This is a genomic window from Arthrobacter sp. 4R501 (genome assembly GCF_002929755.1).
GTDB lineage: Bacteria > Actinomycetota > Actinomycetes > Actinomycetales > Micrococcaceae > Arthrobacter.
Genome location: NZ_PJIW01000014.1, coordinates 1 through 25,376 on the forward strand (window position 1 = coordinate 1; position 25,376 = coordinate 25,376).

General features: G+C 65.3%; 27 protein-coding genes and 1 pseudogene. 22 read left to right on the forward strand and 6 right to left on the reverse strand.

The features are described from left to right. From CXR02_RS14595 to CXR02_RS14610, 5 genes and pseudogenes are all read left to right on the forward strand, one after another. Positions 1–273, forward strand: a 273-nt coding sequence (locus CXR02_RS14595; RefSeq protein ID WP_308470691.1) for an enolase C-terminal domain-like protein, incomplete at its 5' end; no start/stop codon positions are given. Positions 274–329: 56 nt separating this feature from the next. Then, on the forward strand, positions 330–2,597 hold the full coding sequence (locus CXR02_RS14600) for a gluconokinase, GntK/IdnK-type (RefSeq protein ID WP_104062652.1): 2,268 nt from the start codon (positions 330–332) through the stop codon (positions 2,595–2,597). 151 nt (positions 2,598–2,748) lie between these two features. Next, positions 2,749–3,969: pseudogene (locus CXR02_RS14605) on the forward strand (FAD-dependent oxidoreductase); the annotation flags it as partial. A 78-nt stretch (positions 3,970–4,047) separates the two neighbouring features. Next, positions 4,048–4,620 (forward strand): orotate phosphoribosyltransferase, encoded by a 573-nt coding sequence (gene pyrE / locus CXR02_RS22655; RefSeq protein WP_219816437.1) that lies wholly within the window; start codon positions 4,048–4,050, stop codon positions 4,618–4,620. A gap of 70 nt (positions 4,621–4,690) precedes the next feature. Next, on the forward strand, positions 4,691–5,731 hold the full coding sequence (locus tag CXR02_RS14610; protein WP_104062653.1) for an alpha/beta fold hydrolase: 1,041 nt from the start codon (positions 4,691–4,693) through the stop codon (positions 5,729–5,731). On the opposite strand, the gene CXR02_RS14615 is transcribed toward CXR02_RS14610, so the two are convergent. Beyond that, entirely contained in the window at positions 5,728–6,558 is an 831-nt protein-coding gene (locus CXR02_RS14615; RefSeq protein WP_181037246.1) for an HAD-IIA family hydrolase, read from the reverse strand. The two genes, CXR02_RS14610 and CXR02_RS14615, sit on opposite strands and share 4 nt — an antisense overlap. 91 nt (positions 6,559–6,649) lie before the next feature. Here CXR02_RS14615 and CXR02_RS14620 point away from each other — a divergent pair, with 91 nt between their 5' ends. The 4 genes from CXR02_RS14620 (at position 6,650) to CXR02_RS14635 (ending at position 10,438) form a co-directional block, all read left to right on the forward strand. After that, positions 6,650–7,303 carry a TrmH family RNA methyltransferase gene (locus CXR02_RS14620; RefSeq protein ID WP_104062747.1) on the forward strand — a complete coding sequence of 218 codons (654 nt, stop codon included), beginning with the start codon at positions 6,650–6,652 and terminating at the stop codon, positions 7,301–7,303. Positions 7,304–7,526: 223 nt separating this feature from the next. After that, positions 7,527–8,783: a lipase family protein gene (locus tag CXR02_RS14625; RefSeq protein ID WP_104062654.1), complete on the forward strand. Its 1,257-nt coding sequence runs from the start codon at positions 7,527–7,529 to the stop codon at positions 8,781–8,783. 210 nt (positions 8,784–8,993) lie between these two features. After that, positions 8,994–10,013 (forward strand): class II fructose-bisphosphate aldolase, encoded by a 1,020-nt coding sequence (gene fbaA / locus CXR02_RS14630; protein WP_104062655.1) that lies wholly within the window; start codon positions 8,994–8,996, stop codon positions 10,011–10,013. A gap of 2 nt (positions 10,014–10,015) precedes the next feature. Continuing rightward, positions 10,016–10,438, forward strand: coding sequence for a DUF3151 domain-containing protein (locus CXR02_RS14635; protein ID WP_104062656.1), 423 nt, complete (start codon positions 10,016–10,018; stop codon positions 10,436–10,438). A gap of 90 nt (positions 10,439–10,528) precedes the next feature. Here CXR02_RS14635 and CXR02_RS14640 read toward each other — a convergent pair whose 3' ends face one another. Next, positions 10,529–11,158, reverse strand: a complete 630-nt coding sequence (locus CXR02_RS14640) for a uracil-DNA glycosylase (protein WP_056348638.1) — start codon at positions 11,156–11,158, stop codon at positions 10,529–10,531. A gap of 308 nt (positions 11,159–11,466) precedes the next feature. Between CXR02_RS14640 and CXR02_RS14645 the strand changes: the two genes are divergently transcribed. The 6 genes from CXR02_RS14645 to CXR02_RS14670 all read left to right on the forward strand — a co-directional run bounded on the left by CXR02_RS14645 (position 11,467) and on the right by CXR02_RS14670 (position 17,054). After that, a complete protein-coding gene (locus tag CXR02_RS14645; protein WP_104062657.1) occupies positions 11,467–12,531 on the forward strand; it encodes a M14 family zinc carboxypeptidase in 1,065 nt (354 codons plus the stop codon). 243 nt (positions 12,532–12,774) lie between these two features. After that, positions 12,775–14,064 carry an adenylosuccinate synthase gene (locus tag CXR02_RS14650; RefSeq protein ID WP_056348633.1) on the forward strand — a complete coding sequence of 430 codons (1,290 nt, stop codon included), beginning with the start codon at positions 12,775–12,777 and terminating at the stop codon, positions 14,062–14,064. 319 nt (positions 14,065–14,383) lie between these two features. After that, positions 14,384–14,725, forward strand: coding sequence for a DUF1508 domain-containing protein (locus CXR02_RS14655; protein WP_104062658.1), 342 nt, complete (start codon positions 14,384–14,386; stop codon positions 14,723–14,725). Positions 14,726–15,006: 281 nt separating this feature from the next. After that, a complete protein-coding gene (locus CXR02_RS14660; protein WP_104062748.1) occupies positions 15,007–15,558 on the forward strand; it encodes an RNA polymerase sigma factor in 552 nt (183 codons plus the stop codon). Then, entirely contained in the window at positions 15,555–16,337 is a 783-nt protein-coding gene (locus CXR02_RS14665; RefSeq protein WP_104062659.1) for a hypothetical protein, read from the forward strand. The genes CXR02_RS14660 and CXR02_RS14665 overlap by 4 nt, the downstream gene beginning before the upstream one ends. 291 nt (positions 16,338–16,628) lie before the next feature. Beyond that, positions 16,629–17,054, forward strand: a complete 426-nt coding sequence (locus CXR02_RS14670; protein ID WP_104062749.1) for a CoA-binding protein — start codon at positions 16,629–16,631, stop codon at positions 17,052–17,054. Here the strand turns inward: CXR02_RS14670 and CXR02_RS14675 are convergent, their stop codons facing one another. Beyond that, positions 17,055–18,083, reverse strand: a complete 1,029-nt coding sequence (locus CXR02_RS14675) for an isopenicillin N synthase family oxygenase (protein WP_104062660.1) — start codon at positions 18,081–18,083, stop codon at positions 17,055–17,057. 45 nt (positions 18,084–18,128) lie between these two features. Here CXR02_RS14675 and CXR02_RS14680 point away from each other — a divergent pair, with 45 nt between their 5' ends. From CXR02_RS14680 to CXR02_RS14700, 5 genes are read left to right on the forward strand one after another with little or no spacing between them, the layout of a single operon-like run. Next, a complete protein-coding gene (locus CXR02_RS14680; protein ID WP_104062661.1) occupies positions 18,129–18,545 on the forward strand; it encodes an MmcQ/YjbR family DNA-binding protein in 417 nt (138 codons plus the stop codon). Continuing rightward, positions 18,506–19,090 carry a DUF1990 family protein gene (locus CXR02_RS14685; protein ID WP_104062662.1) on the forward strand — a complete coding sequence of 195 codons (585 nt, stop codon included), beginning with the start codon at positions 18,506–18,508 and terminating at the stop codon, positions 19,088–19,090. Before CXR02_RS14680 ends, CXR02_RS14685 begins: the two co-directional genes overlap by 40 nt. 14 nt (positions 19,091–19,104) lie before the next feature. Then, complete coding sequence (locus tag CXR02_RS14690) at positions 19,105–19,731, forward strand: hypothetical protein (RefSeq protein WP_104062663.1); 627 nt, start codon at positions 19,105–19,107, stop codon at positions 19,729–19,731. 34 nt (positions 19,732–19,765) lie between these two features. Beyond that, the gene (locus tag CXR02_RS14695) at positions 19,766–20,083 is read left to right on the forward strand and encodes a putative quinol monooxygenase (RefSeq protein ID WP_104062664.1); all 318 of its coding nucleotides are present in this window, start codon (positions 19,766–19,768) and stop codon (positions 20,081–20,083) included. 30 nt (positions 20,084–20,113) lie between these two features. After that, positions 20,114–20,407: a DUF503 domain-containing protein gene (locus CXR02_RS14700; RefSeq protein ID WP_104062665.1), complete on the forward strand. Its 294-nt coding sequence runs from the start codon at positions 20,114–20,116 to the stop codon at positions 20,405–20,407. A gap of 77 nt (positions 20,408–20,484) precedes the next feature. Here CXR02_RS14700 and purL read toward each other — a convergent pair whose 3' ends face one another. From purL to purS, 3 genes are read right to left on the reverse strand one after another with little or no spacing between them, the layout of a single operon-like run. Then, positions 20,485–22,815 (reverse strand): phosphoribosylformylglycinamidine synthase subunit PurL, encoded by a 2,331-nt coding sequence (gene purL, locus CXR02_RS14705; protein WP_104062666.1) that lies wholly within the window; start codon positions 22,813–22,815, stop codon positions 20,485–20,487. Continuing rightward, positions 22,812–23,585: a phosphoribosylformylglycinamidine synthase subunit PurQ gene (gene purQ, locus CXR02_RS14710; protein ID WP_058930174.1), complete on the reverse strand. Its 774-nt coding sequence runs from the start codon at positions 23,583–23,585 to the stop codon at positions 22,812–22,814. The genes purL and purQ overlap by 4 nt, the downstream gene beginning before the upstream one ends. Position 23,586: 1 nt before the next feature. Continuing rightward, on the reverse strand, positions 23,587–23,838 hold the full coding sequence (gene purS, locus CXR02_RS14715) for a phosphoribosylformylglycinamidine synthase subunit PurS (protein ID WP_056348600.1): 252 nt from the start codon (positions 23,836–23,838) through the stop codon (positions 23,587–23,589). 261 nt (positions 23,839–24,099) lie between these two features. Between purS and CXR02_RS14720 the strand changes: the two genes are divergently transcribed. Together CXR02_RS14720 and CXR02_RS23230 are read left to right on the forward strand one after the other, a co-directional pair. Then, positions 24,100–24,285, forward strand: a complete 186-nt coding sequence (locus tag CXR02_RS14720) for a hypothetical protein (RefSeq protein WP_104062667.1) — start codon at positions 24,100–24,102, stop codon at positions 24,283–24,285. Between the two features lie 350 nt (positions 24,286–24,635). Then, on the forward strand, positions 24,636–25,100 hold the full coding sequence (locus tag CXR02_RS23230; RefSeq protein WP_181037247.1) for a hypothetical protein: 465 nt from the start codon (positions 24,636–24,638) through the stop codon (positions 25,098–25,100). Positions 25,101–25,376 lie beyond the last annotated feature (276 nt).

Here is a 25,376-nt window from a genome sequence, read left to right on the forward strand (position 1 = left end):
GGCCCCACGGACATTTCCCCGGTGGGCTTCGCCGCCCAGCTGCACGTGGGCCTGGCCATCCACAACTACGGCATCCAGGAATACATGCAGCACTCCGACAAGACCAACGAGGTCTTCGAGCAGTCCATGACCTTCAAGGACGGCTACCTGCACCCGGGCGACAAGCCCGGTATCGGCGTCGAATTCAACGAGGAAGCCGCGGCAGCGTACCCGTACCAGCAGGCTTACCTGCCGTACAACCGCCTGGTAGACGGAACGGTGCACGACTGGTGACCGCCGCGACATCGCCCGCCCCAGCAGGAGGAGCTACGGGTCCCCGCGTCATCGTTATGGGCGTCTCCGGCTGCGGCAAGACCACCATCGGTGACCTGGTGGCCCGCGAGCTGGGCGTTCAGTTCCTCGACGGCGATTCCCTCCACCCGGTGGAGAACGTCGCCAAGATGGCAGCTGGCACTCCGCTGACCGACGAGGACCGCTGGCCGTGGCTTGCCACGGTGGGCAATGAACTGGCAGCTGCCAAGGGCGGCCTGGTTCTGGCCTGCTCGGCTCTTCGCCGCGGTTACCGCGACGCCATCCGTGCCACGGCGCCGGATACGGTCTTCCTTCACCTGCACGGCAGCAAGGAAGTCCTGGGGTCGCGGCTGGAAGGCCGCTCCGGGCACTTCATGCCGGCAGCGCTGCTGGAATCCCAGCTGGCCACCCTCGAAGCGCTCGAAGCCGATGAGGCAGGCATTGTGGTGGACATCGCCGCTCCAGTGGACCAGGTCTTGGCCGAGGCGTTGGCGGGCATCGCGGCTGCGGTGACTGCCGCCGTCGGAAGCCCCGCCCATGGTGCCACTGGCACCCCAGGGCGCCAGTTCGACGTCGACCTCCAGGCCGCGCCGTTCAACCTCGAAGACGCAGCGATCACTTGGGTGAACACCACCCTGGAATCGATGACGCTTGAGGAAAAGATCGGGCAGCTCTTCATCAACCACAACAACGACTACTCCCCGGAGTACCTCGATGGGGTGCTGGAGAACTTCCACGTGGGTGGCATGCGGTACCGGCCAGGCCCCTCCGCTGCCGTCCAGGAACACATCCGGTACGCGCAGTCGAAGTCCAAGGTGCCGCTGCTGGTGGCGTCCAACCCGGAAATGGGTGGCGCCGGAAGCTGCGACGACGGCACGTTTGTGGCCACGCACCTGCAGGCGGGTTCGCACCCGGACAAGTCGATCGCACGCCGGATGGGGCAGGTTGCCGGCGTTGAAACCGCAGCCCTGGGCTGCAACTGGGCCTTCGCCCCGATCGTGGACATCCACTACAACTGGCGTAACACGGTCATCTCCACCCGGGCCTTCGGCAACACGCCGGAGATCGTGGTGGAGCGGGCCAAGGAGTACTTCGACGGCATCAGTGAATCGCCCACTGCCTGTGCCATGAAGCACTTCCCGGGCGACGGCATGGACGAGCGCGACCAGCACGTGGTCACGTCCTACAACACCCTCGGCTACGAGGAGTGGAACCGCACCTACGGGCACGTGTACCGCGAGATGATCGGGCACGGCGTGCAGTCCATCATGATCGGGCACATCGGGGCGCCGGAACTGTCCCGGCATTTCCGTCCCGGCCTGGCGGATGCGGACATCCTTCCCGCCACGCTGTCGCCGGAACTGCTCCAGGACCTGCTCCGCGGCGAGCTGGGCTTCAACGGGCTGATCCTCACTGACGCCTCGCAGATGATCGGGCTTACCCAGGCCATGAAGCGCAAGGACCTGGTTCCTGCGACCATTGCCGCCGGCTGCGACATGTTCCTGTTCTTCCGCAACGCCGACGAAGACTTCCAGTACATGCTGGACGGCTACAAGTCCGGCGTCATCACCGAGCAGCGACTCCATGACGCCCTGCGCCGCATCCTGGCACTCAAGGCCTCGCTGGGGCTGCACCTGAAGGACCGCAACGAACTGGTTCCGCCCGTGGAAGCACTCGCTGTGATCGGCAGCGACGCCCACCGGGCCATCGCCGCGGAGATCGCGGACAAGACCGTCACCCTGGTCAAGGACACCGCGAACAACCTGCCCATCCGGCCGGAGACGCACAAGCGGATCCGCCTGTACGGCATCTCCGGCGGCTCGGACTTCACCCGGGCGGACCCGCTGGCGTACCTGGACACAGTCAGGGACGAACTGGAAAAAGCCGGCTTCGAGGTGCACCTGTTCAAAACCGCCGCTCAGCGCGAAGCCGCGGGGGAGACGGGCATCAACTTCATGTCCATCATCTCCGAGGAAGCCACCGGCGACTACGCGGACAAGTACGACGCCGCGTTTGTCTTCGCGAACGTCAAGGGCTTTGCCCAGGAGGCGGCGATCCGGATCAAGTGGTCCACCCCGATGGCCGCGGAAATCCCGTGGTACGTCACCGAGGTTCCCACGGTGTTTGTGTCGCTGAACCAGCCCAACCACCTCATCGACGTGCCGATGGTCAAGACCGCCATCCATGCCCATGCGGGAACCGTGGAGGCCATCCGCGCCACCATCGAGAAGATCATGGGCAACTCTGAGTTCCAGGGGACGTTCAACGAGAACGTGTACTGCGATTCTTTCGACACGCGGCTCTAGGGTTGTCGCTGCGGTTTTGGGCTGACGACTCGCAGATGGAATGGCGCTACGCGGATACGCGTAGCGCCGTTCCATTTCTGCGTCACAGGGCCATTTCCGCGTCCCAAACCAGTCGAGTGCGGCCACCACATGTGCGGCGTACCGTTAGTGCATGAAGCGAACGGGGTGCGCCGTTGTGGGCGGAGGGCCGGCGGGCATGATGCTGGGGCTGCTGCTGGCCCGGGCAGGCGTGAAGGTCACGGTCCTCGAAAAGCATGGCGACTTCCTGCGGGATTTCCGCGGCGACACCGTGCATGCCTCCACCATCAGGCTGATCGACGAACTGGGACTGGGCGACAGCTTCCGTCAGCTTCCGCAGAGCAGGCTGAACAACGTTGCCATCCCCATCCCGGGCGCCGGCTTGGTCACGTTCGGGGATTTCGCGTCCCTGAAGCCCCCGTACAACTACATTGCCATGATGCCGCAGTGGGACTTCCTGAACTTCCTGGCCACGGAGGCAGCGCGCGAACCCACCTTCACGCTCCTGATGCAACACGAAGCAACGTCGTTAATGCTCGACGGCGGACGCGTCGCCGGCGTCCGCTACCGCACGCTCGACGGCCGCGAAGGTGCACTCCATGCGGACCTCGTGGTGGCCACTGATGGGCGCCATTCAGTGCTGCGCCGGGCCGCCGGGCTGAAGCCAAGGAACTACCCCGTCCCCTTCGACACGTGGTGGTTCAGGCTTCCGCGCCATGCGTCGGAGAAGGGCGCCGTGGCGGGCATCGTCCCGGCATTCCGAGACCGGGAAGCCATGATCGCCCTGTTCCGTGACGACTATTACCAGATGGGATATCTCGGCCCCAAGGGAGAAGACGCGCGGATCCGGGCCGAGGGCGTGGAACGCTTCAGGCAGCGCGTTTCCGGACTGCGTCCTGACCTGGCTGACCGGGTGGATTCGATCCGGTCCATGGAGGACCTGCACTGGCTGGATGTGCGGCTGGACCGGCTGCGGCGCTGGTACGTGGACGGGCTGTTGTGCATTGGCGACGCTGCCCATGCCATGTCCCCAGTGGGCGGCGTGGGCATCAACCTGGCCATCCAGGATGCCGTGGCGGCGGCGACGCGGCTGGCACCCGCCCTGCTCCGGGGTCAAGTTTCGATGAAGGACCTCGCTGCGGTGGAACGGCGGCGCCGGATGCCCACCGTTCTTCTCCAGACCGTTCAGCGCGTCATGCACCGGGCGGTTTTCGTACCCCTGTTCGCCGGAAGGAGGAGGGAGCCACCGCGGGCCCTGCTGTTTGTGGTGAGGCACGCCCCGATGGTCCGGCGGCTGATGCCGCGGCTCATCGCGTTCGGACCCCGGCCGGAACATGCGCCTTCCTTCGCCCGCCGCGTTCAGCCGCAGCAGCAGCAAAGCCGCCCGGCTTGGCGCGCCGTCACAAATCGGGGAACCACTAAACTGGACACCATGACTTCCCCTCTTGACGCTGCCGCTGCCCGTTCCCGCCTGCTGGAACTGATCAAGGAACTTGCCGTGGTCCGCGGCAAGGTGATCCTCTCCAGCGGCGCCGAGGCCGACTACTACATCGACCTGCGGCGCATCACGCTGCACCATGAGGCCTCCAAGCTGGTGGGCCAGGTCATGCTGGCACTGACGGACGACGCCGGGATCGACTTTGAGTGCGCGGGTGGCCTGACCATGGGTGCTGACCCCGTGGGCACGGCTGTGATGCACTCCGCCGTGGAGGCCGGCCGCACCGTGGACGCTTTTGTTGTCCGCAAAGCCCAGAAGTCCTACGGCATGGGCCGCCAGGTTGAAGGTCCGTCGGTTGAGGGCCGCAAGGTCCTGGTGCTGGAGGATACGTCCACCACCGGCGGCTCCGCCCTCACCGCTGTTGAGGGTGTCCGGAAGGCCGGCGGCAACGTGGTGGCCGTGGCCGTCATTGTGGACCGGGACACCGGTGCCAAGGAAAAGATCGAAGCCGAGACCGGTGTGCCCTACCTGTTCGCCTTCGGCAAGGACGAGCTGGGACTCTCCTAGCGGGTTCACGCCAGGGGTTACCCGAGGCCGGGGTTGCCGCGACGGCTTCCGCTGTGGCTACGGTAGATGTGTGCCGTACAGGGAGGAAACAGATCCGCAGGAACAGCCTGGTGCCCATCAAGCCCGGCTGCTTGCCAATGCCGCCGCGCTCAAGCGGTTTTCGCGCCGCGGGTTCCTGGCCGGCACGGGCGCCTCGGCCCTGCTGGCGGCGGACATGCTGGTTACCCGCCGTGTCCAGGCGGAGCGGCGGGTCAACAGGATCCTGCAGGTCGCGGACGACTTCGCCGACGCCTACTACCCGAATGCCAGCTGGTTCCTCTTCCCCGGTTACAAGACCAGCTGGGAAGAGGCGCTCTGGATCCTGAACGCGATGCGTGGTGCGCTGAACAAGCGCGGCCAGCTCGCCGCCGTCGGATATTCCAACCAAGGGCTGGACATCGACGAGGTGGTGATCGCCGTCATTGAACACGTCCGGGCGAAAAAGCTCACCAAGCTTTTCTTCTACGGCCACAGCTTCGGCGGCATGGTGGCCACCCAGGTGGCCGCACGGCTCCGGGAATTCCACGGCGTGGAGGTTGACTTCATCCTGCTGGACTCCAGCCCCTACAGCCGGAGCGACGTGCTGGACGAGAGCTGGTTCGACGGCGTGGTGTTCCTGTATGAGAGCGGCTTCCGGGTCCCGTCCGTGGTCCGCGGCAGCTACGAACTGGGGGAGCGCGTCATCCACAAGGACGAGCGGACCTGGCGGCAGATCCTGGACCAGACCATGGAGCAGCTCTCCCCAATCGCCCCGTCCAGTGTGCTCATCCAGTCCGAGTCGGCCTACATCTACCACTTCGACGGAAACCGGTTTGTGGACAAGCTCGGCGCCACCCGGATGGCGTACATCGGCAACCCGAAAGACCGCACAGTCCGGTACCAGACGGCCAAGGACGCGTGGTCGGCAGCGTTCCAACCCCACATGGTCTCCATGGACCTGCAAACGGACGGGGCCCTGCCGGCGCACGCGAGCCCGGGCTGGAATCCGCTCATCTACCGGCCCATCGTGGAGCGGCTCATGGACGACTTTTTTCCGCTGCCCCGCGGCGGCTCGAAGGTGACGGTCTTTTAGATCTGGTTCTTCAGGTCGGCCACGGAGTTCAGCACCTGGTTGGGCCGGAACGGATAGGCGGCGATGTCTTCGCGCTGCGTAATGCCGCTGAGGACCAGGACCGTGTGCAGGCCGGCCTCCATGCCGGCGATGATGTCGGTGTCCATCCGGTCCCCGATCATGGCCGTGGTCTCGGAGTGCGCATCGATCTGGTTCATGGCGGACCGGAACATCATGGGATTCGGCTTGCCCACAATGTACGGTTCCCGGCCGGTGGCCTTCGTGATGAGCGCGGCGATGGCGCCCGTCGCGGGCATCGGGCCGTCCTTGGACGGGCCGGTGGCGTCCGGATTGGTGGCAATAAAGCGGGCCCCGGCCAGGATCAGGCGGATGGCCATGGTGATGGCCTCAAAGGAGTAGGTCCGGGTTTCGCCGAGCACCACATAGTCCGGGTCCTGGTCGGTGAGGATGAAGCCTGCCTCATGCAGCGCCGTCGTCAGCCCTGCCTCGCCGATGGTGTAGGCGCGGTTCCCGGAGCCGGAACCCCGCACCTGGTCCTTCAGGAAGGTGGCGGTGGCCAGCGCGGACGTCCAGATGTTCTCCTCGGGGATCTCCAGCCCGGAGGCCCGGAGCCTGGCGGCCAGGTCGCGGGGCGTGAAGATCGAGTTGTTCGTCAGCACCAGGAACCGCTTGGACGTGTCCACCCAGCGCTGGATCAGTTCGGCGGCCCCTGGGACGGCATGGTTTTCGTGGACGAGTACGCCGTCCATGTCTGTTAGCCAGCATTCGATCTCCTGGCCGCTGCGGTAAACCGCCGGTGAACCCTGTACCTGGTCTGCTTCTGCCACGTTTACCTCCGCCGGTGATGAATGCTCCAGTGGTCCAGTCTAGTGTTGAGGGGTGAAACAAACGCCCGGAAACACAGTCGAACCTCATCCGATTCCAGCGGAGGAGCCAGCGCCCGAGGCGGCGTCGGAGCCAAAGGCAGAGGTCGGCGTCGGGCCCTGGGAGGGCGAGCTGCCCACGGGCGACCACTGGGATCCGGAACTGCTCGCCGACGGCGACCGCCGCAACGTGGTGGACCAGTACCGCTACTGGAAGCATGACGCGATCGTGGCGGACCTCGATTCCAAGCGGCACAACTTCCACATCGCCATCGAAAACTGGCAGCACGACCTCAACATCGGCACCGTGGTGCGCACCGCCAACGCGTTCCTCGCCAAGGAAGTCCACATCATCGGACGTCGCCGGTGGAACAGGCGCGGGGCGATGGTCACCGACCGTTACCAGCACGTCCGCCACCACCCCACCGTGGAGGACTTTGTGGTGTGGGCGCAGGGGGAGGGGCTCGCGATCATCGGGATCGACATATTCCCCGACTCCGTGCCCCTGGAGACGTATGAGCTGCCCAAGGACTGCGTCCTGGTGTTCGGCCAGGAAGGGCCCGGGCTGACGCCGGAGGTCCACGAGGCGGCCCTGGCCACCTTGTCCATCGAGCAGTTCGGCTCCACGCGCTCCATCAACGCCGCCTCCGCCGCCGCGATCGCTATGCACGCCTGGATCCGCCGGCACGTTTTCAGCCAGCCCGTCTGACCTGCACCACTTATGCCCCCCCGCCGAGATGGCATTTCACAGCAGTCCCGGGCTCCGGCATTGCCGTGAAATGCCATCTCGATGCAGGCGCGGCTGGCCCCGGCGTTGAATCCGAGACGAAACTATCGGTAATCTTCGCGAATCCCTAGTCCCACAAGTTACCCACCAGTAGCATGTGGCTGGATCACACTCACTGGCGAGTGTGGCACTGACTGGAGGTTCAATGAAGCATCCTTCTGTACGCGTCTGTTCGGCCATTGTGTTGGCCGCGGTTCTCACCTTCGGTAGTGGCGCGGCGGCCCAGGCCGCTCCGGCACCTGCCATAACGCCGGCGACGATCGCCGACCCACTCGACTTCTACAGCACCCCCGCCTCGCTTCCGGCCAACAGCGGCGAGCTGGTCCGGACGGAGCCGTCTGACTTCTATGTCGATCCGCTCAAGACCATCCGGGCCCAGGCCTCCGTGCAGCGCATCATGTACCGCTCCGTGAACAGTTCCGGGGTGCCTGTCGCCGTGACCGGCACAGTGCTGGTGCCGTACGCGGCCTGGGCCGGGTCCGGCCCGCGTCCGCTGGTCAGCTACGCCGCCGGAACCCAAGGGCAGGGGGACCAATGCGCACCGTCCCGGGCCATGGCCGCCGGCGAGGAATACGAGGGGATCTTCATCGCCGGGCTGCTGGCGCGGGGCTACTCCGTAGCGGTGACCGACTATGAAGGTCTCGGCACGGCCGGCAGCCACACCTACATGGCGCGCGAATCGCAGGCACACGCCGTCCTCGACGCCGCCCGTGCCGCCCAGCGGTTGGGGAACCCGCAGATCGTCCCCGGCGGCCCGGTGGCGCTGGCCGGCTACTCCCAGGGCGGCGGCGCCTCGGCAGCCGCCGTCGAGCTTGCACCCCAATACGCTCCGGAGCTGAACCTCAAGGGCGCGTACGCGGGGGCGGTCCCCGCCGACCTTCCCGCCGTCGGACGAAACCTCGACGGCGGCCTGTACACCGGGTTCCTGCTCTACGCGGTAACGGGCATGGGCGCCGCCGGCGGACTGGACCTGAGCCCCTACCTCAACGCTGCAGGGCGGGCGAAGCTGGCGGCGACAGACAACGAATGCACCTTGCAGTCGATCGCCTCAAGCGGCTTCCTGAACACTGCGCAGCTCACGGTTTCGGGCCAGAAGCTGAGCTCGCTGCTGGAGCTCCCCGAGCTAGAAACTGTCATTGCCGCACAGAAGATTGGCAACGGCCGGGCGCCGCAGGTCCCCGTACTCCTCTCGCACAGCGTGCTCGACGACGTGATTCCCTTTGACCAGGGCCGGCAGCTGGCGAAGCGCTGGTGCGCGGCCGGGTCTGCTGTCTATTTCGATGTCACGGCGGGGGCCACCCACGTTGGCGGCTACGCCGCCGCCATCCCGCAGGCGTTTATCTTCCTGGAGCGCCGCTTCGCGGACCGGTCCTCGGTGGGCAACTGCTGGCTGTACGGCTAGACCCCTGCACGAGATGGCATTTCGCGGCAGTCCCGGGCTCCGGCGCTGCCGTGACGTGCCGCCTCGTGGTGCGTGTGAGCGTAACTGTTACCGGCCTGCGTGACCCGAACCACTGCCCCTGCACAGAAATGGCTAGGATGGTGGCTAGCCGTAAGAGGTCTACTCTCCAGGGTCACAACCCATAGACGAAAACTCAGCATAGGAGTCACCATGCCCATTGCAACCCCAGAGATTTACTCCGAGATGATTGATCGTGCCAAGGCCGGGGGCTTTGCGTTTCCGGCGGTCAACGTGACGTCGTCGCAGACCCTGAATGCAGCCATCCGCGGGTTCGCCGAGGCTGAGTCTGATGGCATCATCCAGGTTTCCACCGGTGGCGCAGCGTACTGGTCCGGCGCATCGGTCAAGGACATGGTTGCCGGTTCGCTCGGCTTCGCCGCTTTTGCCCGCGAAGTGGCGAAGAACCACAACGTCAACATCGCCCTGCACACCGACCACTGCCCCAAGGACAAGCTGGACGGTTTTGTCCTGCCGTTGCTGGCAGCGTCCGAGGCCGAGGTCAAGGCCGGCCGGAACCCGATCTTCAACTCGCACATGTGGGACGGTTCGCACGAGCCACTCAACGAGAACCTCAGCACCGCGCGCGAACTGCTGGAACGCACCGCCGCCGCGAAGATGATCCTCGAAGTTGAAATCGGCATCGTGGGCGGCGAGGAAGACGGCGTGGAAAACGCCATCAACGACAAGCTGTACACCACGGTCGAGGACGCCCTGGCCACCATTGAAGCCCTCGGCGCCGGCGAGAACGGCCGCTACATCACGGCCCTGACCTTCGGCAACGTGCACGGTGTGTACAAGCCCGGCGGCGTGAAGCTGCGCCCGGAGATTCTCAAGGACATCCAGGCCCAGGTGGGAGCCAAACTTGGCAAGACCAGCCCGTTTGACCTCGTGTTCCACGGCGGCTCCGGTTCCTCCGACCAGGAAATCGCCGACGCCGTCTCCTACGGCGTGATCAAGATGAACATCGACACCGACACCCAGTACGCGTACACGCGTCCCGTGGTGGACCACATGTTCAAGAACTACGACGGCGTGCTGAAAGTTGACGGCGAAGTGGGCAACAAGAAGCTCTACGACCCGCGCGTCTGGGGTGCCTCCGCCGAGGCAGGCCTGTCCGCCCGCGTTGTCGAGGCAACCAAGCAGCTCGGCTCCGCCGGAAAGACCTTCTAGGAATGTCCCACGAATTCCGCAAGAACCTGATGGGCCCTGAGCCAACGCTCCTGCCACCCGAGACCGACGTCTACGAGCAGCTGGACGCCGGCGCCGAAGCCCTGGACCTGGTGGAAAAGCACCCCACGTCGTCGCTGTTGTGGGCTGTCCTGGCGGAGGAGGCGTGGTCCGAGGGCCGCACCATCGATTCCTACGCCTACTCACGCGTGGGCTACCACCGCGGGCTGGACTCGCTGCGCCGCAACGGCTGGCGCGGGGTGGGCCCCATCCCGTGGGAGCACGAACCCAACCGCGGCTTCCTGCGTGCGCTCTACTCGCTGGGCCGCGCATCCGCGGCCATCGGCGAAGCCGAGGAACCGGAACGCATCGAGAAGTTCCTGAACGACTCGGACCCGGCAGCCAAGGCAGCCATCGAGGGCAAGTAGTAGAAGAACGACGGCGGGCGGTCACCTTTTCAGAAAGGTGACCGCCCGCCGTCGTTCGGTGGTTGAGCCTATCGAGAGATGCCCCTGTGGCTAGACCTTCGCGAGTCCCGTGCGGGCCATGGCGTCGGTGTAGACGACACGCATTTCCTCGAGGTACTGTTCCTGCCGCGCGGGCGTCCCAGCGAACGCGCGGCCGCTGAGGGAGCGGACCTTGTAGGTCTTCAGCCCGCGGCGCCAGAGCAGCGGAACTTCGGTCTTCAGCAGCAGGTTGGCCAGGCGGTTGGCTTCGGTGCCGTGGGCCACGATCACCGAGGCGCGGGGAACCACGGCGAGGAACTTCAGGAGCGGCTTGAGGCCGGCGGAAATCTGGTCCGGCGTGAACTTGCCGTTGACCTCGCCGGGGGTGTGCCACGGGTGTACGTTCCAGGGCATCACGAACTCGGGGCGCAGGCCCAGCTTCCACTGGATGCCGAGCATGCGGGTGGCGGCATCTTCGTCGCCGGCGGTGATGAAACCGGACGGGTCAGCCTCACCGATGTTGGAGTAGAGGCTAATGATGCGGCACTCGTCCACGTCGTGCATGGGGTCGACGTACGGGACTTCGGTGTGGGGCTTGACGCTCTGCAGGGAATCGCACAGCTCGTTGACGGCTGCAACGTTGGGCTCGTAGCGGCGGCTCAGGAGCTGTTCACGGAGGGATTCTGGGGCCAGGGCTGTCATATAGTGCAATGTCTCCTGCGGGGCTCGGCGATGCTGCCAATCCGGAAAATGGGCGCGTGATGGCGCGCCCGTCCGGCGTGGTTTGAAATGTGGTGTGGACCGATTCCTGGTCGATCTCTATCAGTTTAGCAAGCCCCGCGAAATGCGGACCCCCTCCGGTGAGATTCCGTGATGGACGGCACAGGGCGCTCGATCTCTGTCAAGTTAATTGACAGCTTTCGTTTAGCTTGATTGGCTTCTGTGACAGCCCGCAATAAGGACGTTGCGGCTGGTCGCACCCTCCATGCAGTCGAAAGAGGTAACGTACCGTGAACAAAACCCTGGCAACTATAAGGACCGCGGCCGTATCCGGAGCCCTGGTTCTGGCGGCACTCGCCGCGCCGGCACCGTTGGCCCATGCCGTGGGCGAAGGCCCCAACTATGACGGCAACGGCCAGATCACCACCTCGAAACTGGCAACCTATGACGAGTTGGTCTCCTTCCTGAAGCATCAGGACACCCGCCAGCCAGCCATGGAACTGGAGGTGATCGGCCAGACTGTCAAGGGCCGGGACATCCACCTGGTGAAGTACCTTTCGGACCCTGCCAAGCCCACCATCCTGTACCTGACCCAGCAGCACGGAAATGAGCAGCTGACCACCGAGGGTGCCATGGCATTCGTGAAACACCTGGGGACCGGGAAATCGGGGGACATCCTGGACGGAGTGAACATCCTCATCGTTCCCATGCTCAACGCCGACGGCGCGATGGGAGATGTGAACTTCCCGCTGGGTGACTACCTGGCCAAGGGCGACCGCCACATGACGCGGTACAACGCCGAGGAGGTGGACCTGAACCGCGACCACGTCGCCAAAATCCAGCCCGAAACCCAGGCGCTCCACACCAACGTTATTCGCAAGTACAACATTGACTACATGATCGACCTGCACCACCAGGGCGCCCGGAGCGAACGCGACGGAAAGCTGGTCTCCGGGTCCATCCTGTACCCCACCACGCCCAATGCCGATCCGGCTGTTGTGGAAATGTCCAAGCAGTTGGGCGCCGTGGTCTTCAACAACGTCGACTCCACCGGCTGGGGCCACTTGGGCAAGTACGTGGGCGGCAGCGCCGAGACCATTAGCCGCAACGGCATCGCAGTGGAGTACGGGATTGCCACCCTGCTCTTCGAAATGCGTGGCATGTCGGATCACTATCTGGACGGCTACGCCCTCGGGCTCCGCAGCAACGGTTACCTGATCCAGCAGACAGTGACCACGCTGACGGCCACTGCGGCGGCCATCGCCGACGGTTCGATTGCCGACGCCGATACGTCCTTCTGGGACAGCCTGGACACCCAGACGTCCCGTCCCGGCGAGGAAGCTGACGACGAGTAGTAGACCGCGGGAGTCTGCCCGTGGTCCTTTGCCGTGCGCGAAGGGCCACGGGCGCCCCATTGAGTGGACAAAGTCCGTGATCGGCTAAACTTGGGTGGTAAGAGCCCCGGACTCTTGCGTGGCTGGCCGCCGTAGCGGTCCGGCCAGGCTATGGCCTTCGGGGCATTCTCATGAACGGCGCTACGCAGGCCTGCCATTTCGGTGGACGGACCTGTGCGGCCCGAACGAATGGGGGAGGATCCCATGCCAGCAATCGTGATCGTAGGAGCCCAGTGGGGCGACGAAGGAAAAGGCAAGGCCACCGATCTTCTGGGCGGCCGCGTTGACTACGTCGTAAAGCCCAACGGCGGCAACAATGCCGGGCACACCGTCGTCGTAGGCGGTGAGAAGTATGAGCTCAAACTCCTTCCGGCCGGCATCTTGAGCCCCAACGCGATTCCGATCATCGGCAACGGCTGTGTGGTGAACCTCGAGGCCCTGTTCCAGGAGATCGAAGGCCTTCAGGCCCGTGGCGCGGACACGTCCAAGCTGCGCATCTCCGCCAACGCGCACCTCGTGGCCCCCTACCACCAGGTCCTGGACAAGGTCACCGAGCGTTTCCTCGGCAGCCGCGCCATCGGCACCACCGGCCGCGGCATCGGCCCGGCCTACATGGACAAGGTGGCCCGCCTGGGCATCCGCGTCCAGGACGTCTTCGACGAGTCCATCCTCCGCCAGAAGGTGGAAGGATCCCTGCGCCAGAAGAACGAACTCCTGGTCAAGGTCTACAACCGCCGCGACATTGTGGTGGACGAGATCGTGGACTACTTCCTGGCTTTCGCCGAGCGCCTGCGCCCGCTGGTCATCGACAGCACACTGGTCCTCAACAACGCCTTGGACGAGGGCAAGGTTGTGCTTATGGAAGGCGGCCAGGCCACGTTCCTGGACGTGGACCACGGCACGTACCCGTTCGTGACCTCCTCCAACCCGACCGCCGGCGGCGCGTCCGTTGGCTCGGGCATCGGCCCCACTAGGATCTCCCGCTCCATCGGCATCATCAAGGCCTACACCACCCGTGTTGGCGCCGGACCGTTCCCCACCGAACTGTTCGACGAGATGGGCATGTACCTGCAGAAGACCGGTGGCGAGTTCGGCGTAAACACCGGCCGCCCGCGCCGCTGCGGCTGGTACGACGCCGTCCTGGCACGCCACGCTTCCCGCGTGAACGGCTTCACGGACTACTTCGTCACCAAGCTGGACGTCCTCACCGGCATCGAGCAGATCCCGGTCTGCGTTGCCTACGACGTCGACGGTGTGCGGCACGACGAAATGCCCATGACGCAGACAGAGTTCCACCACGCAGTGCCCATCTTTGAGTATTTCGACGGCTGGACCGAGGACATCACCGGTGCCCGCACCCTGGAGGATCTCCCCGAGAACGCCCGCAACTACGTGCTGGCCCTCGAAAAGCTCTCCGGCACGCGCTTCTCCGCGATCGGCGTCGGCCCGGACCGCGACCAGACCATCGTGGTCCACGATCTGATCAACGACTAGCAGCCTGTAACGCACGACGACGGCGGGTCACCTGAAAGGGTGGCCCGCCTTTGTCGTCTGCTGGCCCAAGTGACTCGCAGTTAACGTCCTCAAAATAGGCTGTCGCGACGTTAACTGCCAGTCACTTGGGGGAATTTACGCAGGCTTAACGCAACCGGTCTTGTGAGGCTGTAGACGGGCCGGACAGACTCTTAAGCACACCCTGAACTGATCAGTTGATCATTCGACCAGACCCGCAGGTGCCGGACGCAGCGATGCTCCGGGACCGCCCGAGGCGAAGATTCCGCCCGGACGGGACCCCAGACCGGAAGGATTTATCATGGCCGGGAAGTTTGAAGTTTTCTTGGATTCGGATTCACAATTCAGGTTCCGCCTCACGGCGCCGGATGGCACGGCGATGGCTGTGTCGGGGGCTTTTGAGAACAAAGCCGCCGTGGTTGCCGGTATCGCCGCCGTCCGCGAATGCGCCGGGACAGGGCTGGTCACCGATCTCTGCCCCGCCGCAAAAGTTTCGCCGACTGCCCCCGCCCCCACGTCCGTGGTGGTCCCCGCCCAACTCCAGCCGAACTGCGGGGACCAACGCGTCCCCGCCACCAGGGCGCACACTTTTGTCATGGCCAAGGCACCGCGGCTGGGGGTGGCCGCCCCGCGCTGGATTTGAGGCGCGCTGGGCCTGAGCTGGGCTGGGCCCGAACGCGCTGGACGTAGCCAGCCCTGCCCGACGTTACGCTTCCGGAAAGTTTTTTGTCCGACGGCGTAACCCCTGCGGTGCCAAGAGCGATTACCCCTATGAAGCGCCGGTCTGGAACTTGTCCCCCATCATGTTCCAGGCCGGCTCTTTTGTTACTGGAAGGTAAAGTTGGCTGGCGAGGGCATTCCGCGTGCGACGTGCGGGCCCCAAGCTGAGCAAGCCCAGTCCCCTCCACCGAAGGCCCTGTGTCCGTGACCGATGCACTGACAGACGACGTTCTGCGTGCGCGCGCCCGCGATCCGGAGCTCTTCAGTATCGTGTACCGAACGTACGCGCCACAGGTTCTGGGCTACCTCACAGCCCGCGGGGTAGAAGATCCGGAGGCGGTTATGCAGGAAGTCTTCATCGCCGTCCTGCCACGGCTGCAGAAGGTTACCGGCGGCGTGGCCGGGCTGCGCACGTTTGTCTTCTCCGTGGCACACGCCAGGATGGTGGACGATCACCGGAGACAGCAGCGCACCCCCAGCAAACTCCCGTTCGAACCCGACCTCGACGGACGCGAGGAGTCCTCGGCCGAGACTGAGGTGCTACACCGGATCTCGCCGCAGGAAGTGGCCGATCTCCTCAACGAATTGCCGGATGAACAGCGGGAAGTGCTCTCGTTACGCCTCGTCGCGGGCCTCACGGTGGACCAGGTGGCCGCTGTGATGGGCAAGAGTCCCGGCGCCGTCAAACAGCTCCAGCGCCGGGCATTGATCCGGCTGCGCGAGCAGTCCGCAGTGAAGGAGTACGTGGCGCCATGACCTCCAATGCCAGCTCCCTGATCGGTACTGTGGACGAAATGCTCCTTGACGCCGGTGGAACCGATTCCGCCGGGCTCCGAAAAGCCCTGCTCGCGCTGGGCTCCCTCGCCTCCCTGCCGGTCCCCGAACCCGGCCCCGAACTGGCCGCACTCTTGTCTGGCCAGACCCACCAGCTCGCCCGGCACCGGCTCCTCCGGAGGCACCGGACCGCTGTTGTGGGCCTTGCCGTCATCGCGGGGATGGGGCTGGGCGTCACCGGGGTGGCCGCCACCGGCACCGCTCCGGACGCGCAGGCCAGCAGTTCCATCCAGAAGTTGTTGCAGGACTGGGTTCCCGGCTGGTCCATCGCAGGGACTCCCGCCGCTAGCGGGACCGCCGCAAGTCCGGCGGAGGTTCAGGTGCCCGCGGATCCTGCAACCAACGACAATCCAGCGCCGGCACAGCCCCAAACTGTTGAACGGGAAACTGCCCCGCCGGCGAACGGTCCGGAAGACGCAGGCCAGAACCGGGGCGCGGAGCCGGCCGGCCGCGGAAACGGTACGCCGTCCGGCACGTCAAAGGCGGACGACGGCGGCGCGCGGGGGAACGCTGCGGGCGTCACCCGTGACGCCGGTGCCGAACTCGACAAGGCCGGAAAGCTGGTTGCCGGTACCCTGGCCGAAGCCGGAACAGCGGCAGAGTCCCTGACGTCGGCCATCGTCCCCCCGGCAATGACAGAAAAAACCGGGGCCGGCAAGGCCGGACCCGGTTCAATCTGGCTGAAGAAGTTCACCCGCTGATCATAAATCTGATGTCATAGATGTGCTCCATCGATCCGGGCGGTAGCACCCTTCGCTGTGTGCCGAGGATGGTCGCCTCAACGGGTACAGCGTTTGGTCAGGGATGCTGCGGCTTCATCGATCCAGGTCTCTCGGCCGCTCGGGATGGTCACTACCACTACAGCCGAACCGCATGCCCTGCGCCAAATCATGGTCCGTGGGACGTAATATTCGCTCACTCGAGTATTGACGCCCGCTATTCATTCAAATATTCGATCAGGGGCCGCACAGGGGACGATGTACGCTTGCATCATGGTCCACGTCAACGATCCTGCCGTTATTGAGCGCCTGATGCGAAACAAAGGGCGGTGGGCCATCGTGGGCCTGACCACCAACGAGTGGCGCGCAGCCTACGACACCTCGCTGTTTATCCGCGACCGGCTCGGGATGGAGATCATCCCCGTCAACCTTCCCGGCGATGCCGTCCACGGCGAAAACGGGTACCGTACCCTGGGTGAAATTCCCTCCGAAAAGCAACCCCTCGACGTCGTCGACTGCTTTGTGAACTCGCAGAAGGTCGGGGCGGTGGTGGACCAGGCAATTGCCGTGGGCGCCAAAGCCGTGTGGCTGCAGCTGGGTGTTATCGACGAAGCGGCTGTGGACCGTGCCAAGGCCGCCGGCCTGGACGTGGTGATGGACGTTTGCCCCGCCCAGCAGGCGTGGAAGTACAACCTCTGATCAGCGCTGCATGAGTTCCGGGTAGTGGCGTTCGGTCACATCGGGGTGCGCGCGCATGCGGCCCTTGAGCATGTTCAGGCCAAAGGACGCGAGCATCGGGTTGGACGGATCGTCGGAGATGCCACGTGCCTGGGCTTTGAGCTCGGGAGGCAGGGGCACCGGATCAATGACGGCATCCAGCCGCGGCGACCAGAAGAACGGGACTGAGTAGCGGTCCACGCCCGGTGGCGGCGCCTTGACCCGGTGGATCGTGGCGGCAAGGAATCCTTCCGTGGCCACCTCCAGCATTTCGCCCAGGTTCACCACGAGTGCCCCGGGAACAGGCTCAACCGGCGCCCATTCAGTTGTCCCGGGCGGCAGCACTTCGAGGCCGCCCACCTCGTCCTGGAGGAGGAGGGTGACAAATCCGTAGTCAGCGTGGGAGCCCACGCCCTGGTTCCCGGCCGCCTCCACCACACCGCCGACGTAATGCACCAGCTTGCCCATCCACGCGGGTTCGTTGCCGAAGGGCTCGTCGAAGTGGTCCTCCGGCAGTCCCAGGGAAACCGAGATGCCCCGCAGCAGCTCCATGCCCACACTGGACATCAGGTCGGCCCAGGCCATGGCCGCCGGCTTGAGCTCCGGCAACGCCTCATCGGGCCACATGTTGGGCCCCTGGAGCAGCCAGTACGGCTGGTCGGCCGGGTAATTGTGGACGGGCTCGCGTTCCGGGGAGTAGTCGATCTGCTCTCGGGCGTCGGCCCGTCCCTGCGTGACTTCGGTGCCCATCCGTGTGTAGCCGCGGAAGTGCGGGGAAATCCTGTTGTCCAGCTTCATCCGCTCCTCGAGGGGCAGGTCGAAGAAGCGTTTGATGAGGGCCAGCAGCTCCTCGGCCTGGCCGGGGGCGGCGCCGTAACCGGTGATTTGGAAGAAGCCCACGTTGTGGGCGGCGTCCCGCAGCTGGTCGATGAATTCGGGGCTGAAGGAGCCGTACGGCTGGCGTGCGGCGCTCATGTCCAGAACGGGGATGGTTGCCTGATCGGGTGACATCTTCGCAGACTAGCACCGCCGGGAAGGGCTTTGTAGGCTCGGTCCATGGACGCAGCCCAACTCAAGGCAATATGCCTGTCATTTCCCGGTGCCTTCGAGGATTTTCCCTTCGGTCCGGAGACCTCCGTGTTTAAGGTCCGGGCTGCCGTGGCGGGTGGCGCGCGGCATGAAGCCAAGATGTTTGCGGCGTCCGCCATGAACCCCGACGACTGGTCCGTGAGCCTGAAATGTGAACCCGCTTTGGCTGAGCAGCTGCGGGCCGCCCACCCGGAAATCACCGGCGCATGGCACATGAACAAGACGCATTGGAACGGCGTGCGTCTGGACGGAAACCTGCCCGATGCCATGGTCCGGGACATGGTGGAGGATTCCTACGATCTGGTGGTGGCCTCCCTGAGCCGCAAGCAACAGGAGCAGCTGGGATGGGCGCGGCTGTCCGGTTCTTCGGGCGGGCCCCGTTGACCGGGAAGCGCCTGGCTGCCGGCGGCCTCAACTACCCGGGCATCGGCTCCACCGAGCACGGCCGGGCGCCGGAAGGCTACGCCTGCCTCGTATCGCAGGAGTACCTGGGTGAGGGGTTGGCGCTCTACCGCCGGGTGGCGTACGGAATCCTTACATGGGAACTGCAGCGTCGGTCCGGACTGCGCGTCCGGACCGAGTCCGAGTTCGTGATCCCCGGCGCGCGCGTGGTGAGCGGGTTCGGCGTCGGGCCTTTCCGTATTAATGCCCCGTGCGAGGTGGTCTGGGTGCGGCGGCCGGTGCCGGGAGACGGCCCCCAGTCAGCGGGTTTCGGCTACGGCACGCTGCCCGGCCATCCTGAACGCGGCGAAGAAGCCTTCGAAGTTGAGATCGGCGCTGACGGGCGGGTGTTCCTGAAGATCACCGCCTTCAGCAGGCACGCGAACTGGTTCTACCAGGCGGGAGGCCTGCTGGCCCGGGCGGCGCAACGGCACATCACTTCGCGATACGTTGGAGGGGCACGCCAACTCGCCGCAGGTGAAAGCTGATCAGGAGAAGGTACATGCTGGACCAATCGACCCTTGACCGCCTATGGAACTTTGGGGATCCCGAGCTGTCCGAACAGCGCTTCCGGGACGCCCTTGCTGACCCAACCTACGACACCTACGAAAAGGCCGAACTCGCCACGCAGCTTGGCCGGGCCATTGGCCTGCAGGGCCGCTACGAGGAGGCGGATGCCTTGCTGGACTCCGTGGACGGCGAGGAAGAACCCACCGTCGGCGTGCGGATCCTGCTGGAACGCGGACGCGTCCTGAACTCCAGCGGCCACGCCGCCATGGCCGTACCCCTGTTCGAACAGGCAGCCGAGCTCGGCGACCACCTCGGCGAGGAGTTCCTCGCCGTCGACGCGCTGCACATGCTGGCCCTGGCAGACTCCGCCCACGCTGAACTGTGGACCCGGAGCGCCCTCGAATACGCGTCCACAGCCCACGATCCGCACACACGGCGCTGGATGGTGGCGCTGCACAACAACCTTGGCTGGACTTTCCACGGCGCCAGCCGGTTTACCGAGGCGCTGGTGGAGTTCCAGCTGGCCGAACAGTGGGCGGAACGGGCAGGAACCCCGGCGCAGCAGCAGGCTGCACGTGAGGCCATCAAGGCCTGTGACCTTGCCCTGGCCGCAGGCTGAACAACCCACACCCCCGCAACGGAAGGAATACCGCATGATCTTCATCGTCGTGAAATTCAAGGTCAAACCCGAGTGGTCCGAGCGCTGGCTGGGCCTCGTTGACGCCTTTACCCAAGCCACACGGGCGGAGCCCGGCAACCTGTGGTTCGACTGGTCCCGCAGTGTGGATGACCCCAACGAGTTTGTCCTGGTGGAAGCCTTCAAGGACGACGCCGCCGGGGAACACGTCAACAGCACGCACTTCAAGCAGGCCATGGCGGACATGCCGCAGGCGCTGGCTGAGACGCCGCGCATCATCAGCCGCCAGCTCGACGGCGACGGCTGGGACCGGATGGGCGAACTCACCATCTGACCTCATCGGAGCAATCGATACGATTACTGCATGTGGATCGGCTGGATTGAATTCGACATCCTCCTTGGCGACGTCCAGAGCCTGAAGGAGAAACGCTCCGTCATCAGGCCGCTGCTGGCCGAGCTCAAGCGCCGCTTCGACGTGTCCGTCGCGGAGGTGGGGGACCACGACCAGTACCGGCGCTCGCAGGTGGGCGCCGGGCTGGTGGCAGCAGACCGGGCGCACGTCGTGGAGGTGCTCACCGCCGTCGAACGCTTTGTGGCCGCCCGGCCCGAATTTGAGCTGCTCAGCTCAAGGCAGCGGGAGCTCCGCAGCGACGATTAAACCAACGCGGGGTCACTCGCCCATCCCAAGGGGATTATTGGGCGGAAAGTGACCCCGCGTTGGTTTGAGGGTGGGGACTAGCCGAAGTACTTCGGCAGGGTCGCCTCGTGAGCTTCGCGGAGGGCGGCCAGGGACATGGTGTCCACGCCGTTGATCTCCAGGTTGCCGCTGGCTGCGTCCACCACGCCGATGCGGGTGTGGGCAAAGCCGCGGGCCGTGCACATGTCCTTGAACCGGACCTCTTCCGAGCGGGGCACGCCGACAACCGCGCGGCCCTGTGACTCGGAGAACAGTGCCGTGAACAGGTCCACGCCGTCGCGGTCCAGGACATCCTGCAGGGCGATCCGGGCACCCACGCCATAGCGCAGTGCGGACTCCACCAGGGCTGCCGCAAGGCCGCCCTCGGAGAGGTCGTGCGCGGAGTCAACCATGCCGTCGCGGGATGCGTTGATCAGGATTTCACCCAGCTCGCGTTCGGCGGCAAGGTCAACCTTGGGCGGCAGCCCACCGAGGTGGCCGCGCATGTTGGCCCACTCGGAACCGTCCAGCTCGGCCGCCGTCGTGCCCAGCAGGTAGATGGCCTGGCCATCCTCGCGCCAGCCCGACGGCGTGCGGCGGGCGACGTCGTCGAGCTTGCCCAGCACTGCCACCACGGGGGAGGGGTGGATGGGTGTGGTGCCCGTCTGGTTGTAGAGCGAGACGTTGCCGCCGGTGACTGGGATGCCCAGCACCATGCAGGCATCGGACAGGCCGCGGATGGCCTCCGCGAGCTGCCACATGACGTCCGGGTCCTCGGGGGAGCCGAAGTTCAGGCAGTCGCTGACGGCCATCGGTACGGCGCCGGAGGTGGCCACGTTGCGGTAGGCCTCGGCCAGCGCCAGCTGTGCGCCGTGGTACGGATCGAGGTAGGTGTAGCGGCCGTTGGCGTCGGTGGCCAGGGCAACGCCCAGGCCGGTTTCCTCGTCCACGCGGACCACACCGGCGTCGTCCGGGAACGCCAGGGCGGTGTTGCCGCCCACGTACCGGTCGTACTGGTTGGTGATCCAGTCCTTGCTGCACATGTTCGGTGAGGCCACGAGCTCGGTGACGGCGGCAGCCAGTTCCGCGGGGGCGGAGGGGCGGCCGGTGTCCTGCACTGAGCCGGTGAAGGAATCGGCCTGTACGGAATCCTGCCATGAGGGGCGGGCGTACGGGCGGTCATATACGGGGCCGTCGTGGGCCACGGTGCGCGGGTCGACGTCCACGATGACTACGCCGTCCCAGGTGATGATCAGGCGGCCGGTGTCGGTGACCTCGCCGAGCCAGGAGTACTCCACGGCCCACTTGTCCATCACAGCTTCGAAGGCGGCGATGTTCTCCGGCGTGACCACGGCCATCATGCGTTCCTGCGACTCGGACATCAGGATTTCGCCGGGGGTCAGCGTGGGGTCGCGCAGCAGGACGGAGGTCAGTTCAACTTCCATGCCGCCGTCGCCGTTGGAGGCGAGCTCGGACGTGGCGCAGGAGATGCCAGCGGCGCCGAGGTCCTGGATGCCCTCAACGAGGGAGCCCTTGAAGAGCTCCAGGCAGCACTCGATCAGGACCTTCTCGGCGAAGGGGTCGCCCACCTGGACCGCGGGGCGCTTGGACGGCTTGGTGTCGTCGAAGGACTCGGAGGCCAGCACCGAGGCGCCCCCGATGCCGTCGCCGCCGGTGCGTGCACCGAACAGGACCACCTTGTTGCCCTTGCCGGACGCGTTGGCGAGGCGGATGTCCTCGTGGCGCATCACGCCGACAGCCAGCGCATTAACCAGCGGGTTGCCCTGGTAGACAGAATCGAAGACCATTTCGCCGCCGATGTTCGGCAGGCCCAGCGAGTTGCCGTAGCCGCCGATGCCAGCGACGGCACCGTGCATTACGCGGGCGGTGTCCGGGTGGTCGATGGCGCCGAAGCGCAGCGGGTCCATCACGGCCACCGGGCGGGCGCCCATGGAGATGATGTCGCGGACAATGCCGCCGATGCCGGTGGCAGCACCCTGGTAGGGCTCCACGAACGACGGCGAGTTGTGGGACTCGATCTTGAACGTCACGGCCCAGCCGTCGCCCAGGTTGGTGACGCCGGCGTTCTCGCCGATGCCCACCAGCATGTCCTTCTTCATCTCGTCGGTCACCTTTTCGCCGAACTGGCGCAGGTGGTTCTTCGAGGACTTGTAGGAGCAGTGCTCGCTCCACATGACGGAGTACATGGCCAGCTCGGCGCCGGTGGGGCGGCGGCCCAGGACCTTGACTACCTCATCGAACTCGTTCTGCTTCAGGCCCAGTTCGGCCCACGGCAGTTCGGTGTCCGGCGTTTTGGCAGCGTTCTCGACGGTGTCAATGTTGAACTTCTTGGTCTCGACAGGCTCGACCACCGAATTGATCTCGGTCATTTGTTGCCTCCCACAATCTTGTTCAGTACGGAGGTGAAGAAACCCAGCCCGTCGGTGTCGGACCCGCCGATCCCGTCCAGGGATTCGGGGCCGAAGCCAACTTCCACCGCGTGCTCGGGGTGGGGCATAAGCCCCACCACGTTGCCGGCGGCGTTGGAGATGCCGGCGATGTCGCGGCGGGAGCCGTTGGGGTTGAAGCCCACGTACCGGAACACCACGCGGCCTTCAGCCTCGAGCGCGTCCAGCACCTTTTCGTCGGCGATGTACTGGCCGTCCTGGTTCTTCAGCGGCACCGTGATTTCCTGGCCGGCCTCGTAGTCCAGGGTCCAGGCGGTGTTGCTGTTTTCCACACGCAGGACCTGGTCGCGGCACATGAACTTCAGGTGGTCGTTCTTGATCATGGAGCCGGGCAGCAGGTGCGACTCGGTCAAGATCTGGAAGCCGTTGCAGATGCCCAGCACAGGCAGCTTGGCATCGGAGTTCGCGGCGTCGATGATTTTGGACATCAGCGGCGCGAAGCGGGCAATGGCGCCGGCCCGGAGGTAGTCGCCGTAGGAGAAACCGCCGGGAATCACGACGGCGTCCACGTCACCCAGGGTGGTGTCTGCGTGCCAGAGCGGCACTGCGGTGCCGCCGGCGAGCCGGACTGCCCGGGCGGCGTCGCGGTCGTCAAGGGTGCCTGGGAAGGTGACGACGCCGATCCGGGCACCGGCGAGCCGGGGCTCGGCGGCGACGGCGATTGCCTCGCCGATCAAGGGAAGTTCAGTCATCTCAGGCCTCGACGACCTCGACGTTGACGACGTCTTCGATCACGGGGTTGGACAGCAGGGTCTCGGCGGCTTCGCGGGCCTGGGCCAGGATTGCGTCGGTCACCTCGCCCTCAACCGTCAGTTCAAAGCGCTTGCCCTGGCGGACAGAGCTAAAGCTGGTGAAGCCCAGACGGGGGAGTGCACCCACGATGGCCTTCCCCTGCGGGTCCAGAATCTCGGGCTTGGGCATGACGTCAACAACGATCCGGGGCATCCGGCAACTCCTGTGCGTGAGCATTGGGTAAGGGCGCAGCGGAGTCACGCCGTCTTACGCCGTTCCGGGATGCTGGGGACGTTCTTTTTCGAACAGTGTGGACGGGCGCTCCGCGAGCTTGCTAGGCCATTCTACCGGGCCGAGCGCCGCACCCTGTATTCGGTGGGATCGGCCACAGTCATCGCGGCGGGGCGGGCTTTCGGGAGGTAGAGGACGACGGCGGCTATGGCCTCGCGGAGCAAGCGTCACTAGGATTACCGCATGGCTGAAAAATCGAAATCTCTGCTGTTGCCGATGATGGCCATGGCCGTTTTTGCCGGGTTGGGCCGGATGGTTATGCAGAAGATCAAGGCGGACCGGGCTGCCCGGGAAACGCGCGTGGCCGGCCCCGTGGACGAAAAGACCCGCCAGTGGATCAGTGACGTGGTTCGGACCCCCAGGCAGTAGGCGCCCAGTCTTTATCCAGGCCTCAAGTCTTTGCCCAAACCTCAACCGGGCGTCCCTGAACGGGGGCGCCCGTTTTTGTGCCCCGCCGCAAGTGGAGGTCAGTTCCACGGGCCAGAGCAGCAAGGTCTACACGTTCGACGGTGGCGAAGTGGACCTGAAGGTCCGGGACGCCGAGCTGGAAGGCGCCGTAGCCGCCGAGTGGAACGACGCCAACGGGAGACCGTTTCGCCAACGAAGGCGATACCGTCTCATACGCCTACACCGTTGGCAACGCCGGCAACGTCGCCCTGACCGGGCTCAGTGCCCCGGACGCCTCCATCAGCCAGGACGCCTTGGCCGTTGGCGGGACCGTGACGGCAACGCGCGAGCACGTCCTGACCGCAGCCGACATCGCGGCAGGCCGGCTCGACGCGGTCTCGTTCGCGGCAACTGCCACAAACGGCGCCAAGGAAGTCACCGCCACGGTGACCGGCGGCGCGCTGGTGCTGGCTCTCCAGCCGTCGCAGCCCGAGACGGTCCCCGTCCTCGCCGTCCAGGACCTCGAGGAACAGACGGCTCCGTTCGACCTCGGCACGCAGGACAAGTACCGCAACGGCCAGAAGGTGACCCTGAAGGGTCTCGACTACGGCCAGTGGTATTACGTGTACCTGAACGAGAAGAGCTACCGGATCGGCTGGATTTTCCCCACCACCGACAACACAGTGGAGTTCATCCTGCCCTCAGGTGTTCAGAGCAACCGCGACGACGTGGTGGTGCTGGACAAGGACGGCAAGCGGGTCTCCTTCGGCCGCCTGCAGGTGACGCCCAAGGGTTGAGCCAGGTGATTTCCTAGCACCAAAGAAGACCTCCGCGCGGAGCTGGACATTTCCAAAGTCCGGCCCGCGTGGGTCTTTCTTTTGTGCCTTCCCGGCCCCGCCTTGTAGCTGCATGATTGACCTATACACCTGATGTGTCCTATGTCATATTCAGCTCTCAGTCTGTACTGTTTGTAACGGCTGGTCACAGCATTACAAAATCTGTAATGTCGTGTGCCGTTCCCAGCTGCTCCAGACCGGCAACGTGGCCGGCCGTTCCTCGTGAAAGGTGTAGTC